Annotated in this window: 12 protein-coding genes and 1 pseudogene; 1 reads left to right on the forward strand and 12 read right to left on the reverse strand. The window is 59.4% G+C overall.

The features are described 5' to 3' along the window. Positions 1–16 precede the first annotated feature (16 nt). The 3 genes from secF to yajC all read right to left on the reverse strand — a co-directional run bounded on the left by secF (position 17) and on the right by yajC (position 3,263). Entirely contained in the window at positions 17–1,132 is a 1,116-nt protein-coding gene (gene secF / locus K8W16_RS10655) for a protein translocase subunit SecF (protein ID WP_304123526.1), read from the reverse strand. Positions 1,133–1,205: 73 nt separating this feature from the next. Then, positions 1,206–2,786, reverse strand: a complete 1,581-nt coding sequence (gene secD / locus K8W16_RS10660; protein WP_304123528.1) for a protein translocase subunit SecD — start codon at positions 2,784–2,786, stop codon at positions 1,206–1,208. Between the two features lie 114 nt (positions 2,787–2,900). Next, complete coding sequence (gene yajC / locus K8W16_RS10665; RefSeq protein WP_304123531.1) at positions 2,901–3,263, reverse strand: preprotein translocase subunit YajC; 363 nt, start codon at positions 3,261–3,263, stop codon at positions 2,901–2,903. Between the two features lie 229 nt (positions 3,264–3,492). Between yajC and argB the strand changes: the two genes are divergently transcribed. After that, positions 3,493–4,389 carry an acetylglutamate kinase gene (argB, locus tag K8W16_RS10670; RefSeq protein WP_304123555.1) on the forward strand — a complete coding sequence of 299 codons (897 nt, stop codon included), beginning with the start codon at positions 3,493–3,495 and terminating at the stop codon, positions 4,387–4,389. 180 nt (positions 4,390–4,569) lie between these two features. Here argB and K8W16_RS10675 read toward each other — a convergent pair whose 3' ends face one another. The 9 genes and pseudogenes from K8W16_RS10675 to K8W16_RS10715 form a co-directional block, all read right to left on the reverse strand. Further along, on the reverse strand, positions 4,570–5,208 hold the full coding sequence (locus tag K8W16_RS10675) for a hypothetical protein (protein WP_304123534.1): 639 nt from the start codon (positions 5,206–5,208) through the stop codon (positions 4,570–4,572). Between the two features lie 89 nt (positions 5,209–5,297). Next, the gene (thiC, locus tag K8W16_RS10680) at positions 5,298–6,617 is read right to left on the reverse strand and encodes a phosphomethylpyrimidine synthase ThiC (RefSeq protein ID WP_304123538.1); all 1,320 of its coding nucleotides are present in this window, start codon (positions 6,615–6,617) and stop codon (positions 5,298–5,300) included. 58 nt (positions 6,618–6,675) lie between these two features. Continuing rightward, on the reverse strand, positions 6,676–8,379 hold the full coding sequence (locus K8W16_RS10685; protein ID WP_304123540.1) for a glutamine--tRNA ligase/YqeY domain fusion protein: 1,704 nt from the start codon (positions 8,377–8,379) through the stop codon (positions 6,676–6,678). 313 nt (positions 8,380–8,692) lie between these two features. Next, a complete protein-coding gene (locus K8W16_RS10690) occupies positions 8,693–9,556 on the reverse strand; it encodes an amidohydrolase family protein (protein WP_304123542.1) in 864 nt (287 codons plus the stop codon). Between the two features lie 9 nt (positions 9,557–9,565). Further along, positions 9,566–11,449, reverse strand: a pseudogene (locus K8W16_RS10695) (TRAP transporter permease). Positions 11,450–11,569: 120 nt separating this feature from the next. Continuing rightward, the gene (locus K8W16_RS10700) at positions 11,570–12,577 is read right to left on the reverse strand and encodes a TAXI family TRAP transporter solute-binding subunit (RefSeq protein ID WP_304123544.1); all 1,008 of its coding nucleotides are present in this window, start codon (positions 12,575–12,577) and stop codon (positions 11,570–11,572) included. 15 nt (positions 12,578–12,592) lie between these two features. Further along, on the reverse strand, positions 12,593–13,378 hold the full coding sequence (locus K8W16_RS10705) for an SDR family NAD(P)-dependent oxidoreductase (protein WP_304123547.1): 786 nt from the start codon (positions 13,376–13,378) through the stop codon (positions 12,593–12,595). 33 nt (positions 13,379–13,411) lie between these two features. Continuing rightward, positions 13,412–14,251 (reverse strand): amidohydrolase family protein, encoded by an 840-nt coding sequence (locus K8W16_RS10710; RefSeq protein WP_304123550.1) that lies wholly within the window; start codon positions 14,249–14,251, stop codon positions 13,412–13,414. Positions 14,252–14,260: 9 nt separating this feature from the next. Further along, the coding region (locus tag K8W16_RS10715) for a flavodoxin family protein (RefSeq protein WP_304123553.1) at positions 14,261–14,885 on the reverse strand (625 nt) is incomplete at its 5' end.

Raw genomic sequence — 14,885 nt, forward strand, 5'->3', positions numbered from 1 at the left:
ACGGAAAATGAGGCTGTTATACGATACCGTGTTCGCCGGGGCGTTCGTATTCGTTCTTCTGGTTGGTCTTGGAGTGGTAGAGATCCACGTCGCCGAAGGCGATGAGTATAGGAGAGGCCACAAAGATGGAGGAGAAGGTACCGAACACAATACCCAGGGTGATGGTGAGCGCGAAGTCGTGGATGACATTGCCGCCGAGCAGGTACAGAGAGAGGCTGGCCACCAGCGTAGTGGCGGACGTCATAATGGTGCGCGAGAGCGTCTGGTTCACGGACTTGTTGATGATGCTCCCCATGGTAGGCTTGGGATTGGCATCGGCGGGAACGGCACGCAGGTTTTCGCGGATACGGTCATAAACGACGATGGTGTCGTTGATGGAGTAACCCACCAGGGTGAGCAGCGCGGCAATGACGTTGAGGTCGATTTCCACGCCGAGGAGTGTGAGCAGGCCTAGGGTGACGATGACGTCGTGTATGAGCGCAAGGATAGCGCCTAAAGCAAAGTTGAGCTTCAGCTTCCAGCAGTATATCAGGGCTATGACCATACCGATGGCCACGCCCCAGAGCCGGTTGAAGCCGAGATAGGAGGCTCCGTACACGGCGCCCCAGAGTACGAGGGCCATGGCCCCGGCCATGAACCAGCTGTATTCAAAGCGGCCGGAGATGTAGACGGTGATGAGCAGCACGGCGTAGAACAGGGCTTCTATGGCCATGTTGCGCAGGTCGTTACCTACTTTGGGGCCCACGGATTCCAGGCGCTGTATGGTGGAGGGATTGTCGGGAATACTGGAGCTGAGAGCCGTGGAAACCTGATCGCGCAGGTCCTGATTTTCCCCGGAAGGCATGGAGAAGCGCAGCAGATAATCGCGATTTTCGGTATCCACCTGCTGCACGGTGAGGCCCGGCAGGTTCACGTCCTGCAGGGCTGTCTTTACCTGTTCGTCGGGGATGGGCTGGGCGAACTCTATCTGTACCATCACGCCGCCGGCAAAGTCCACTCCGTAGCGCAGGCCGCCGTTCCAGATGATGGCGAAAAGGCCCAGAATGATGAAGAAGGCGGAGATGCTGAAGGCGATGCGGCGGAAGCCCACAAAGTCGATGTTGGTCTGGCGGGAAAGTATTGCAAATGCCATGGGAAGGCCCTCTTGTTTCAGGAGCTTTTGTCTTTTGAAGGGCGTGGTGCGCGCCTTTCAGGGGGAAACGGCCCTAGATGCTGATTTGCTGACTTCTGGAGCGGGAGATCCATGTCTCAAAAATGGCCCGTGAAACGAAGACGGCCGTGAACATGGAGGCCAGGATACCCAGCGACAGCGTGACGGCGAACCCGCGTACCGGGCCTGTGCCGAACTGGTACAGAATGGCGGCGGTAATGAGCGTCGTCAGGTTCGAGTCGATGATGGAGATACTGGCCCGGCTGAAGCCGGCCTTTACGGCTTCTATGGCGGACATGCCGTTTTTGAGTTCTTCCCTGATGCGCTCGAAGATGAGCACGTTGGCGTCCACCGACATGCCGATGGTGAGCACGATGCCGGCGATACCGGGCAGGGTGAGCGTCGCTCCGAAGAAAGTCATGCCAGCAAGCAGGATGGTGATGGTGAAGCAGAGCATGAGGTCGGCGATGAGCCCGGAGAGCCCGTAGTAGAGGGGCATGACGAGCACGACGGCCGCCGCACCGACGAGAGAAGCCTTGATGCCGCTGTTGATGGATTCCTTGCCCAGGGAGGGGCCGACCGTGCGCTCTTCCAGCACGGAGACGGGCGTGGGCAGGGAGCCTGCGCGCAGCACTATGGCGAGATCCTGGGCTTCTTCCGTGGTGAAGTTGCCGGTGATGGAGGCCTTGCCGCCGGCGATACGATCCTGGATGACGGGGGCGGAATACACCTTGCCGTCCAGCACAATGGCCATGCGCTTTTTGATGTTCTCGCCGGTGATGCGTTCAAAATTGTTCGCGCCGCGGTTGTTGAATTCCAGCGCCACATAGGCCTGGCCGAATTCGTTGAAGGCGGGGCGGGCGTTGGTGATATCCTCGCCGCCCATGAGCGCCTGGGTGTCCAGCAGTATGGTGCTTTCGCTCTGCGTACCGTACTGCCCCTTGACGATGAGGGGGTAGCGCGCCGTGCCCGGGGGCAGCATGATGGCGGAAGGATCCACGTCGTCGCGTACGATATGGAATTCCAGATGGGCCGTCTGGCCGATGATCTGTATGGCGCGCTCGGCGTCGGTCATGCCGGGCAGCTGTACCTGTACCTGATTGTCCGACTGCTTGCGGATATCAGGTTCCGCCACGCCGAACTGGTCGATACGGTTGCGGATGGTGCGCACCACCTGTTCCATGGTCATGTCTTCCGTCTGGCGGCGGGCTTCGGCGGAAAGCTCGAAGACGTAGGCCCGGCCGGAAGCGGTATTGTCGGCGCTCACCTGATGGAGGTTGGGGAACCATTTGCTGATCATGGCGTCGAAGGCTTCGGCCTGGTCGGTGCGCGGAAGCGTCACTTCAAGCAGGCCTGCGCTGTTGACGCGCGGCTTCATGACGGTGATCTTTTCCTGCTTGGCGCGGTCGCTCATGTCCTGACCGGTGACGGACAGGGTATTTTGAAGGGCCTTGTCCACATCCACGCCCAGGGTGAGGTTCATGCCGCCCTTGAGATCCAGACCGAGACTGATGCGGTCCTGCATGAGCGTGCCCAGAGCGGAGTTGCCGATGAGGGGGATGTTGGGCAGGGCGTACGCGAGCACCACAATAAGCACGATGAGGGAGACGGCCAGGCGCAAACGCAGAGTTTTCATGGGGATATCCTTAAAAAACTAATAAAGTCAGACCTTATGCCTGAACATAAGACAAAGCCCCACGCCTCCTTGCAGGAAGGAGGCGTGGAAGCGGAAAGTACGGTGTTCCGAAAACTACTTGTTTTCTGCGGGAGCGGCATCAGCCGTTTTGTTGAGGGCCTTGGGGTCGTAGGTACCGTTGACGAAGCCGCGCGGCATACGGACCTTGGTTTCTCCGAGGTCAACTACGAGGATATCGCCTTCCAGATCCACGATACGGCCGAGAAAACCGCTGGAAGTGATGATATAAGACCCCTTGCCCAGGGATTCGATCATGGCCTTATGTTCCTTGTTGCGCTTCTGCTGGGGGCGGATCAGCAGGAAGTAGAACACGGCGAACATGAGCAGGAGGGGCACCAGGGAGGCGAAGGCACCCATGGGGCCGCTCTGAGCGGCGCCGCCCGCGTTGCCGGCGGCGTAGGCGATGGAAGTGAACATAGATTCTCCAGAATTGATTTTGCGGAAAGTGTCCGCGTCTTTGACCCCACCTTCTTAACCTGTTGCGCCTTTTTACGCAATGGTTTAAGCGCCCGATGCGAGGCGGCGGACGTTCTTTTTGTCGCGTACGCCCTCTTGAAAGGGGCTGGACATTCGTGTGGATTGCGGGAACTATGGCCGGTATCAACATGAATGCCGGATCAGCCCGGCAAAAGGAGCATATATGGCCATGTCAGCCCACTCTGTGGAACAGGCCCGCCTGCAGTCGCGGGTCCTCATCGAGAGCCTGCCGTATCTTCGGGAATATCACGGCGAAACCGTTGTGGTGAAATACGGCGGCCATGCCATGACGGAGGAAAGTCTCAAGCTTGCCTTTGCCCGCAACATCAGCCTGCTCAAGCTTGTGGGTATTCACCCCGTGGTGGTGCACGGCGGCGGTCCGCAGATCAACGAGATGTTGAGCAAGCTGGAAATCAAGTCGGAATTTCGTCAGGGCCACCGCGTGACCGACAAGGCCACTATGGATGTGGTGGAAATGGTGCTGGTGGGTTCTGTGAACAAAAGTGTGGTGAACCTTATCAACAAGACCGGGGCACGGGCCGTAGGCCTTTCCGGCAAGGACGGCATGCTTCTCGAAGCCCGCAAGCTTGCCATGACCATCAGCCACGGCGAAAAGCAGCCGCCGGAAATCATAGACCTCGGCAATGTGGGCGAGGTGACGGCGGTGAACGAACAGCTTTTAACGTCGCTCATTCATGATGACTTCGTGCCCGTCATTGCTCCCGTGGGTGTGGACGCGGAAGGCAACACCTACAACATCAACGCCGATTCCGTGGCCGGGGCCGTGGCCGGTGCGCTCAAGGCCCGCCGCTTGCTCATGCTTACCGACGTGGCCGGTATCTTGGACAAAGAAGGGAAGCTCATCGAGCACATTGATACTGCCGACGCTCAGCGCCTTCTTGCCGACGGTACCCTGACCGGCGGCATGATCCCCAAGATCAACTGCTGCATGAACGCCCTGAAGCAGGGCGTGGACAAGGTGACTATCGTGGACGGCCGCGTGGAAAACTGTCTCCTTCTGGAACTGCTTACCGATCAGGGCGTGGGCACGGAAATCGTGAAGTAGGTATGGAAATTTTCGACGGGCTTTGCTCCGTGTCGGAAAAGGCGGCTCCGGCCGCCTTTTTTCCTTTCTTTCCCGGAATTCGGCGGCATGTGCGCCGTTTGTTCCCTTCGGAAAGAGGTTGTTTTTTTATAAGCCTCTGCGTGCGGGAGGATGCTTCCCTTTCCGGGCGGAATGAGGGCGTCATTTCCCGCATACTTTTTCCTCAGCACTTTTAATTTTCTTGATAAAGCGTTTTCCGTTCCAGAGGTAGTAGACGGCGTTGTCCGTCTTGAGGTCGCAGGGCATGCCGTCGGATGTGAAGGAGGGGAGAGCCTCAAGGCCCATGTCGAACACGCAGAAGGTACAGCTTGCGGAAAGACGGCCCGGGAGATCTTCCCGGCCGGGCCGGAAAAATTCTGAGCCTGCCGGTTCCGGCGGCAGGGGAAGCGGCGCTGCATGGCCGCCGGAGCTGATGAACCACAGCTCGGAAATGCATTCGCCGGCGTCGTCTTCGGTGCGGAAGGCCGCCACGGCTCCCTGTTCCGAGCGGAAAAGGCGAAGGCAGACCTTGGAAAGACCGTCCACGGATTCAAGGCGCAGCACGTCCTTTTCACTCTCCGTCATGAGCCAGTGTGCGCTGATGCCCTGCGCAGCGAGCTGTTCCTTTTCCTCATCATTGAGGGATGAGTGCGTATTTTCAAAGATTTCCGTGGGGATGAGGGCGAAAGCCTGGCGCGCGTTCAGCGCTTTGCCCTCTTTTGCCTCCCCGGCGGAAATCTTCGCGCAGAAAAGGGGCATCAGAAGCATGAGCGTCACTATGACGGCCGTTTTCTTGCACATGATGAGTCCTTTCCGGCAGAAAGGCCGCATCGGTCGACGCGGCCTTCACGGAAAAAGGCGCGGCCCCGGAGGGCCGCGCCTTGTCAGAGTTATTTACGGTGATGCTGGCAGTGGGAGGGGATGACAGCCGCGGGATTGCCTTCGCGCATCATGCGCACGGCGCAGAAGTTGCCGCACATGGCGCAGGCTTCCTCATTTTTGTGGGGTTCGCGGCGTTTTTCCAGAAGTTCAGGGTCTATGGCGATCTCGCGCATGGCGTCCCAGTCGAGCTCCATGCGGGCCTTGGACATGCGGGCTTCCTTCGCCCTTGCTCGGGGCGTGCCCAGCGCGTTTTCTCCGGCCTGTGCGGCCACGCGCGAGGCCATGACGCCCTGCTTCACGTCTTCCTCGTCGGGCAGGGTGATGTGTTCGGCAGGAGTGAGGTAGCAGAGAAAATCCACGCCCGCACGCACGGCGACAGCGCCGCCGATAGCCCCGGCGATATGGTCGTATCCGGGAGTGGTATCGGTAACGAGCGGCCCGAGCACATAGAGGGGCGCGCCGTTAGTCAGCTTCTTGATGCCCATGATCTGGGCTTCCACTTCGTTCAGGCTCACATGGCCGGGGCCTTCGATCATGCACTGTACGCCCTTTTCCAGACCGCGTTTTGCCAGCTGGCCCAGCATGATCACTTCCATCCACTGGGCGGCGTCGCCCGCATCGCTGCCTGCGCCGGGGCGCAGTCCGTCGCCGAGGGAGAGGGTGACGTTATGGCGCAGCGCAATGTCGAGCAGGCGGTCGAACCCGGTGAGCAGGGGGTTTTCCTTGTCGTTGCGCAGCATCCAGCGGGAAAGGATACTGCCGCCCCGGGATACGATACCCAGGGTGCGGCCGCCCTTCGCGCCCCATTCCGCGCCCTGGCGGGTGAGCCCGCAGTGCAGCGTCATGAAGTCCACGCCCTGTTCGGCCTGCTTTTCCACATCCGCAAAGATGACTTCCGGGTCGATGGTGGCCGGGTCTTCGCCTCTGTCGATATAGATCTGGGCCACGCCGTACATGGGTACGGTGCCGAGGGGGGCGGGGCACGCTTCCAGCATCTGCCTGCGGATATCGTCAAGGTCTCCCGCGATGGACAGATCCATGATGGTGTCTGCCCCTGCCTCCAGGGCGATGTTCAGCTTGCGCATTTCGCCCTTCACGCTGCAATGGAAGGGGGAGGTGCCGATGTTGGCATTGACTTTCACGCGGGCGGGCTGCCCCACCAGGATGGGCTTTACATTCTGATGGCCGGGGTTGCCGAGAAGCACCATGGTGCCCGCCTCAATGGCGGAACGTATCTGTTCCTCCGTAAGCCCTTCTTCCTCGCACAGGCGGGCCTTATGCTGTTCAAACAGCTGGGCCAGAGCCTGATTCTTCTCAAAAATGGACATGTTGTCTCCTTACAGGCAGTCCGTTCTGCCGGGCGGGGGCGTTTTGCGCCCCCTTCTTTTACTGCTTCTTTTCTATCTTGGCCCAGGAGTCCTTGAGCGTCACGGTGCGGTTGAACACGGGCCGGTCCTTCGTGCCGTCGGGGTCGGCGCAGAAATAGCCCACGCGCTCGAACTGCACATGGCTCCCTGCGGGAAGCGTGGCCAGATAAGGTTCGGCCATGGCCGTGATCACCTTTTCGGATTCAGGGTTGAAATAATCGAGGAAGGTCTTGCCTTCTTCAATATCGCTGTCGGTTTCCGTGGTGAACATCTGTTCGTAAAGACGAACTTCCGTGGGTACGGCGTGGCGGGCGCTCACCCAGTGCAGCGTGCCCTTGACCTTGCGCCCGTCGGGGCTGGAGCCGCCGCGCGAGGAAGGATCGTGCGTGCAGTACAGCTCCACGATGTTGCCTTCCGCATCTTTGATGACTTCGGTGCAGGTGATGTAATAGGCGTAGCGCAGGCGCACCTCCGCTCCGGGGGCGAGGCGGAAGTATTTCTTGGGCGGATCTTCGCGGAAGTCGTCGCGGTCGATGTAGATTTCGCGGCAGAAGGGTACCTTGCGGCTGCCGAAGGAGGCGTCTTCCGGGTGCAGGGGCTGTTCGAATTCCTCCACCTTGTCTTCGGGGTAGTCGGTGATGATTACCTTGAGGGGGTCGAGCACGGCCATGCAGCGGGGCGTGACGGCGTTGAGGTGTTCGCGGCAGCAGAATTCCAGAAGGCTGTAGTGCACCAGGGCGTCCGCAGCGCGGGCTATGCCTATGCGCGAGCAGAAATCGCGTATGGCTTCAGGGGTATAGCCACGGCGGCGCAGGCCGGAAATGGTAGGCATGCGCGGGTCGTCCCAGCCGCGCACATAGCCTTCCTTCACGAGCTGGATGAGCTTGCGCTTGGAAAGCACGGTATAGGTGAGCTGAAGGCGCGCAAATTCTATCTGCTGCGAGTGGTAGACGCCGAGGGTATCCAGCACCCAGTCGTACAGTTCACGGTTATTGTCGAATTCCAGAGTACAGATAGAGTGGGTGATGCCTTCGATGGAGTCTGACAGGCAGTGCGTGAAGTCGTACATCGGGTAGATGCACCACTTGTCGCCCGTGCGGTGATGGGAGGCATGGCGGATGCGGTAGATGGTGGGGTCGCGCATGATGACGTTGGGGGAAGCCATGTCTATCTTGGCGCGGAGCACATACTTGCCGTCTTCAAATTCGCCGGCCTTCATGCGGCGGAAAAGGTCGAGGCTTTCCTCGGCGGGGCGGTCGCGCCAAGGGCTGGGAATTCCGGGTTTTGTGAGTGTTCCGCGGTATTCGCGTATCTGGTCGGCGGAAAGCTCATCCACATAGGCTTTGCCCATCATGATGAGCTTTTCGGCGTATTCATAGAGCTGGTCGAAGTAGTCGGAGGCGTAGTGCACTTCGCCTTTCCATTGAAAGCCCAGCCACTGTACGTCCCGCTGAATGGAATCGACGTATTCGGTGTCTTCCTTCACGGGGTTGGTGTCGTCGAAGCGCAGATTGCACAGCCCGCCGTATTCCTTTGCCAGGCCGAAATTGATGCAGATGGACTTGGCATGGCCGATATGCAGATAGCCGTTGGGTTCGGGAGGGAAGCGCGTATGCACGCGCCCGCCGAAGCGGCCGGTGAGATTGTCCTGGTTGATGCGGGCGCGGAGGAAGTCGGTGCCCTGGGGGCGGTCCGCTTCAGGGGCGGGGATGTTCTGGCTCATGGAGGCCTCATGTCGTTTGGCTGCTGCGCGTTCAGGGCGCGCCGGGCAGCGGTGGAGCGATGCGTTCTGACGCATTTCCTGAATGGCTGACGGCTGGAAAGAATACCTTTGTCGGGGAGGAAGGTCAATTCACGTTCCCCTTGCGGAGTATCGGGCATGACGGAAACGCGGACAGGGGAAGCCTTGGGGCTTTTCCTGTCCGCGTCGGGAGGAGGGGCGGGGCGTTTTGGGGAAAAAGCGCCTCGGAGGGGAGAAGGATTCATACAAGGGATCGCGTCCGGCCGTTGCGGCGGCCTTTCATGGATATGCCGGCTTACAGCTTCAGAAAGTTTTTCATGTTCTGGAAAAAGATCTTGTGCTGCACTTCCTCCCGCAGCAGGGAGCGATATTTTTCTACGGCGTATCCGAGGGGAACGCTGGGGTACAGGCTGCCGAACAGTATTTTGTCCTGAAGGCGATAGTTTGCCGCCGTGACGTAGTCCTGCGAACCGGGGTGGTCGATCATGAACCCGTCCGGGGAGAGCCATACGTTTTCCCAGTTCATGGCGACGGCGCAGGCGTGTGCCGTCCACGGCCAGCAGGCGTGGGAGAGCGCGAGGCGCAGCCCCGGGAACCGCCTTGCCACATGTTCTATGCGCCGTGGGGAATAGAGGTCATAGTCTGGGGCATTGCGCCTGTGGAACACGCCGCCGAAAAGCAGGCATACGGGGATATCCGCGTCCTGGCAGGCCTGATAGAGGGGAAAAAGGGCTTCGTCGTCTGCCTGCCAGGGATGAGGGTCGAGCCCGGGCTCCATATACACGCCGGAACAGGGGCCGTGGACGACAAAGCGACGTATGGTTTCCAGGCAGGAGCGCATGCCTGATTCAAAAGGCTGTATGCCCGCAAATCCCGTGAAGCGGCCGGGCCAGGCCTGGAGCAGTGCGGCAAGGTCGTCGTTGTCCAGGCCGGGGAGCACGCGCAGGGGGACGACGCTGTGGACAATACCGCAGGCTTCGTTTTCCCGGAAGAATTCCTGCATGGAACGCTTCAGAAGCGAAGGGGGAAGCTCCATGCCCATGCGGGAGAACTTTGTCTTGAGCCCGGGGTTGCCGGGCATGTCTTCCAGGCAGAAGATCCAGTCACGCAGGAAGTTCCCGAATGGCGGACGGCAACGGAAGTCCATGATTTCCTGCATGTCGGGCTCCTATTTTGCTGCCCGGCTGATGCGGAATCGCTGGATCAGACCGATAGCGGCGATGCCGCTGACGCCGAGGATATCGGTGACGGTGCCGGGATAGATGAGAGCAAGGCCGGAGGCAACGAGAATGAGGGCTTCCACGGCGTTGCAGGGAGCGAGGAAGAAGCGCTGCATGCCGGCGGAAAGCCCGAGAACGCCGATGATGGAGGTGATGGTCACTCCCGTGATATCGAGCAGGTCGCCCTGGAAAAGCAGGCCGGGCTGATAGACGAAGAAGAAGGGGATGATGAAGGCGATGATGCCGAGCTTCACGGCTGTGAAGCCGGTACGCATGGCGTTTGCTTCCGCAATGCCGGCGGCGGAGAATGCGGCCATGCATACGGGGGGAGTTATGGTGGAGAGGACGGCGTAGTACAGGCAGAACATGTGGGCGGAGATCATGGGTACACCGAGCTTGATCATGGCCGGGGCGGCAAGGACGGAAACGATGATGTACGCTGGCGCAGTGGGGACGCCCATGCCCACGATGAAGCAGGTGATCATGAGCATGACGAGCAGCAGGAAAAGGTTGCCGTCGACAAGGTTCATGATGATGTTGATGAGCTTCAGCCCGCCGCCGGTGAGGCTGATGACGCCTACCACGATGCCTGCGCAGGCGCAGCAGCTTGTGATCATGAGCGTGTTGCGGGCGGCGACCACGGCTACATCTTTGAGCCTGGGGAGGGTGAGGCGGGTTTCTTTTTTCAGAAGGGAGAGCAGGAATATGACGAGGCATCCTGCGAAAGCCGCAGAGTTGACGCTGCGCCCCATAATCATGACAAGGACCAGAAAAACGAGCGGAAGCATGTAGTAGAGGCGGGAAATGACGGAACTTGCCGGGGGAATTTCACTGGCCGGCATGGTGCCGATATTGTATTTGACCGCTTCGAAATGGATCATGCAGTACAGGGAAAGGTAAAACAGTATGGAAGGCAGCAGGGCGGATTTTGCGATGGTAAGATAACCTGCACCGGTGACGTCCGCCATGATGAAGGCCGCCGCGCCCATGATGGGAGGCATGAGCTGCCCTCCCGTGGAGGCGCAGGCTTCCACGGCCCCGGCAAAGGCGGGGCTGTAGCCTACGCGTTTCATGAGCGGAATGGTGAAAATACCCGTGCCGTAGACATTTGCTTGGGCGGATCCTGAAATGGTACCGAACAGCGCCGAGGCGAAGATAGCCACTTTTGCGGGACCGCCCTTGGTGTTCCTGGTCAGGAGTCAGGAGAGGTCGATGAAGAGATTGCTCATGCCGGAGACTTCAAGAAAGGAACCGAAAAGGACAAAGGCGAAAATCATGGTGGCTGCGGCGGCCATGGCCACGCCGTAAATACCTTCGGTAAGCAGGAAAAGCTGTTCTATCAGGGCCTGGGGTGAAATTTTTACATGGGCGAGGGGGCCGGGCATGTTTTCGCCGAACAGGGCATAGCAGATGAAGCAGAGCGCGACTATGACAAGAGGCCAGCCGGAGGTGCGGCGCGTTGCTTCAAGTACAAGGAGGATGAGGGCGGTTCCGGCCCACATTTGTATGGTTTCCACCTCGTCGACATAGGCGAAGCGTTCAAATATGGCCGTGCTGTTGGCGAAATACCATGCCGCTATGCCCAGGGCCAGAGCCGCGAGACAAATATCGAGAGCGACGAAGAGGGCCGGTTCGGTTTTCTTTTTGCGATAGTCGGGATGGATGGGGACGGAGAGAAAGACAAGGCAGAGCACAAGGCTCAGATGCGCCACACGCTGAAGCGTGGAATTGACTATGGCGATCCCTGAAGTGGTGTATACTTGGAAGATGCACAGGGCGATGGCGAAAACCACGAACAGGGGCTGTATCATCGAACGGAATTTGCTGGTCATGGGAAACTCCCGGAGGGTGGTGCGGGATACGGATTTTCGGAAAGAAGAGCAGCAGGGAAGCGGGGCGTTGTGTTTTTTTTGGGGGGGGCGGCTTCCGCCCGGAAGCCGCCACTGATATGTCTATTTCAGATATCCGGCCTCCCGGTAGTAGCGTTCGGCTCCGGGATGCAGAGGCAGAGCGGTATTCAGGCAGGATATGGCGGGATCATAGGTACCGTAGCCGGGGTTGGCGAGAGCTATGTCCTTGCTGTGTTCGGTCCAGATCTTGACGATTTTATATGCCAGATCTTCCGGCAGATCTTCGCTGCAGATGATTTCGGTAACATCGGTGACGCAAGGGACGTCTTCCGTTACCACGCCTTCAAACTCGCCGGCCTTGATGACGGAGGCGCGCAGGCCGCGTTTTTTCAGAATTTCCATTTCTTCAGGCCCGACGGGCAGGAAGCGTACTTTCTTGGTGAGCAGTATCTGGCGCAGGAAGGAGGGGAAGCCGGGGCCGTTCCACCCGATCATGTCGAGCTGATTGTCCTTCATGGCGTCCACCATGGCGTCGAAAGTGATGTAGGTCACCACGCCGCCCCATTCCTGAAGCTTGTCGTAGTCGATGCCGTAGGTTTCCAGCACCCAGCGGGAGAACATGTCGTTGGTGGATCCCCTTGTGGCCGGGCTGAAGCGTACGGCCTGTTTCTGTTCTGCAATCCCTTTGAGGCTGGTGATGGGCGCATCGTCGCGGACGAACAGGAGCAGGCGGCAGTCGTCGTTGATTTTGAACAGGGAACGGAGATTGGAGTATTTCTGCTTGTAGGGTTCCCTGCCTTCCTTGGCGGCGGTGAGCAGGGCGCCCTGCGCGTGGGCCACCTGTACCTTGCCCGTGGCCACACGCACGGGGTTGGCCGTGCCGTTGCCCGGAAGCAGATCACAGACGGCCTTGGGGTACTGATCCATGAAAGCCTTCATAAAGGCGGCAAGGGCCATGGAGGCCCCGCCGCCCATGGGGCCGCCGGAAAGAGAGAGCGAAATGCCGCTGCCGTCGTCGGCGGCGCGGGCGGAAAGGGCGGGGGCAAGGGGCGAGATCAGGCCGAGGCAGAGCAGAAGGGCGAGGCCGCGTTGCTTCATTCGGTTCATCATGTCAAATCCTCCGGGTTAAACATTGGAACGTCCGCCGTCTACGGGAATGACGGCGCCATGTATGAAACCGGCGTCATCGCCGGCAAGAAATGCGGTGACCTTTGCGACGTCTTCCGGCATGCCGAGACGTCCTGCAGGAATGACGCGCACCCGCTTTTCATAGCCGTCGGGGTCGTTGTCCAGGCTGTCCTGGATGAAGGGAGTCACCACGGAGCCGGGGCAGATGACGTTGGCCCGTACGCCCTGCCATGCGTACAGGGCGCTCAGACTGCGGATATACCCCACCAGGGCATGCTTGGAGGAGGTATACATGGAGCCGCCGCCGGCACTGCCGCGGGGGCCGCCCATAGCGGTATTTCTCATGCCGCTGACGGAAGCCGTTGCGATGATCACCCCCTTACCGCGCCGTATCATCTGCGGCATGACCAGGTTGCACAGCGTGAAAACGGAAATCACGTTGATCTGCATGAAGTTCTGAAATTCCTGCTCCGTGGCATCCAGCGAGCCTCGCCGCTGGTCGAAAATACCGTGGGTGGTGACAAGGATATCCACGCGCCCCCATGCGTCCATAACCATGTCATAGAAGCTCTTGATGGCGGCGCTGTCCTGCATATCGAAGGTCATGCCTATGGCTTCACCTCCAACAGACCGGATTTTTTCTATTTCTTCATCAAGGCGTTGCCGGTTTCTGCCGGTCAGGGCTACTTTTGCCCCTTCCCGGGCCAGGGCTTCGGCCTGTGCCGCACCTATGCCGGAGGTGGAGCCGGTCACAATGGCCACTTGTCCTTTAAGTCGTCCCATAGAAAGTTCTCCTTTGCTGGCAGGGAGGGTAGATTAGTCTTCCAGCCCGAAGAGGCGGGCGCCGTTTTGGTACATGATTTTGTCCGCCACTTCAGGACGAAGGCGGCTCACATAGTTTTCCACGGCTTTTTCCAGCGGCATGGCCGGGTAGGAAGAGCCGAAGACTATCTGATCCTGAAGCGTGTAGTTGGCTGCGAGAATATAGTCCGCGCCGCCCGGGGCGAAGCTCATGGCCCAGGTGTCGGGCGAGAGAATCACGTTGGGGCAGTCCATGGCCACTTTGCATACGGCCGCCACATAGGGCCATCCCCCATGGCAGAGCACAAGCTTCAGGTTGCGGAAGTGCGAGGCCACGTCGTAAACCAGTTCCGGCGCGTACCAGCGCGGGTCTGCCACACGCCCGCCGAAGGAGAGCAGCACCGGAATACCTTTTTCCGAGCAGTATTCGTATACAGGGAATATGTCGGGATTGTTGACGAACCATTTCACCGGCGTGGTATAGAGTCCCGGCTCCATGATGATGGCACGGCAGGGCCCGTTCACACAGTATTTTTCTATGGCAGTGCAAGCCGCTTCAGGATGGAGGGGATCGACCCACGGAACGCCGAGAAAATGTCCGGGATATTCCTCCATCAGGGAGAGGGCGTCGTCGTTGCTGCCGTTCTGGGGCAGACGTACCGGGGCCACGCCCCACACGACGCCGGCCCTGTCCATCTCCTCAACGAGCAGCCCCGTATCCTTCCGGCGGGCCGCTTCCGAAACGGAGCCCAGGTCGCGCATGGCGTGGGATTTTTCCAGAGCGGGCATATCGTACATGAAGGAATTGAGGTAGGTCCTGTACGGGGGGCGGAGGCGGAAATCTATGGCTCGCATAATCCCCCCTCAGCGGCAGAAGTTCGCGCGGACGCGCTTTTCATACACGGGGGCCGGGATGCTTTCCCTGGTGGCCTCCAGTACCTTCAGTATCCAGGCCATGTTCCTGCCGAGCACCTGCATGGTCTGCACGCCTTCTGCGTCCTGGGAGAGGAATTCCTCGGGCTTCCACCCGAACACCACGTTCCAGTACTGGCTGTTGACGGTGAGAAGGTTGGCGCAGTTCAAGTAGTTGCCGAGCTGCTGCACGGTGTTGACGGCTCCGGCCCTCCGGCAGACGGCAATGGCCGTGGCCGGCTTCGGCCCCCATCCTTCGAGGTGCTCCGTGGCATAGAGCAGCCTGTCGAGGGCAGCCTTGAACGGGCCGGGAATACCCATGTAGTGTACAGGGCAGCCCAGGATCAGCCCGTCGTAATCGGGCAGCATGTCGATGATCTTGTTGACTATGTCATTGTGAATACAATGATGCCCGTTTGTTCTGCATTTTCGGCAATCAACACATCCAGCAACAGGCTTTACGCCGACATGGACTATGTCAAGGCCGATATTTTCCTTTTTCAGTTCGTCGGCAACAAGCTGAATGGCATGATAAGTTACGCCTTTTGGATTCTGGCTTCCGTTCAGTGCCAGGACT

The organism is Mailhella massiliensis, from assembly GCF_020741395.1.
GTDB lineage: Bacteria > Desulfobacterota > Desulfovibrionia > Desulfovibrionales > Desulfovibrionaceae > Mailhella > Mailhella massiliensis_A.

Coding starts and splice junctions, on each gene's coding strand:
- K8W16_RS10710 (WP_304123550.1), bottom strand. CDS start 14,251: ATGCGAGCCATAGATTTCCGCCTCCGCCCCCCGTACAGGACCTACCTC.
- secD (WP_304123528.1), bottom strand. CDS start 2,786: ATGAAAACTCTGCGTTTGCGCCTGGCCGTCTCCCTCATCGTGCTTATT.
- K8W16_RS10700 (WP_304123544.1), bottom strand. CDS start 12,577: ATGATGAACCGAATGAAGCAACGCGGCCTCGCCCTTCTGCTCTGCCTC.
- K8W16_RS10705 (WP_304123547.1), bottom strand. CDS start 13,378: ATGGGACGACTTAAAGGACAAGTGGCCATTGTGACCGGCTCCACCTCC.
- K8W16_RS10685 (WP_304123540.1), bottom strand. CDS start 8,379: ATGAGCCAGAACATCCCCGCCCCTGAAGCGGACCGCCCCCAGGGCACC.
- secF (WP_304123526.1), bottom strand. CDS start 1,132: ATGGCATTTGCAATACTTTCCCGCCAGACCAACATCGACTTTGTGGGC.
- K8W16_RS10690 (WP_304123542.1), bottom strand. CDS start 9,556: ATGCAGGAAATCATGGACTTCCGTTGCCGTCCGCCATTCGGGAACTTC.
- argB (WP_304123555.1), top strand. CDS start 3,493: ATGTCAGCCCACTCTGTGGAACAGGCCCGCCTGCAGTCGCGGGTCCTC.
- yajC (WP_304123531.1), bottom strand. CDS start 3,263: ATGTTCACTTCCATCGCCTACGCCGCCGGCAACGCGGGCGGCGCCGCT.
- K8W16_RS10675 (WP_304123534.1), bottom strand. CDS start 5,208: ATGTGCAAGAAAACGGCCGTCATAGTGACGCTCATGCTTCTGATGCCC.
- thiC (WP_304123538.1), bottom strand. CDS start 6,617: ATGTCCATTTTTGAGAAGAATCAGGCTCTGGCCCAGCTGTTTGAACAG.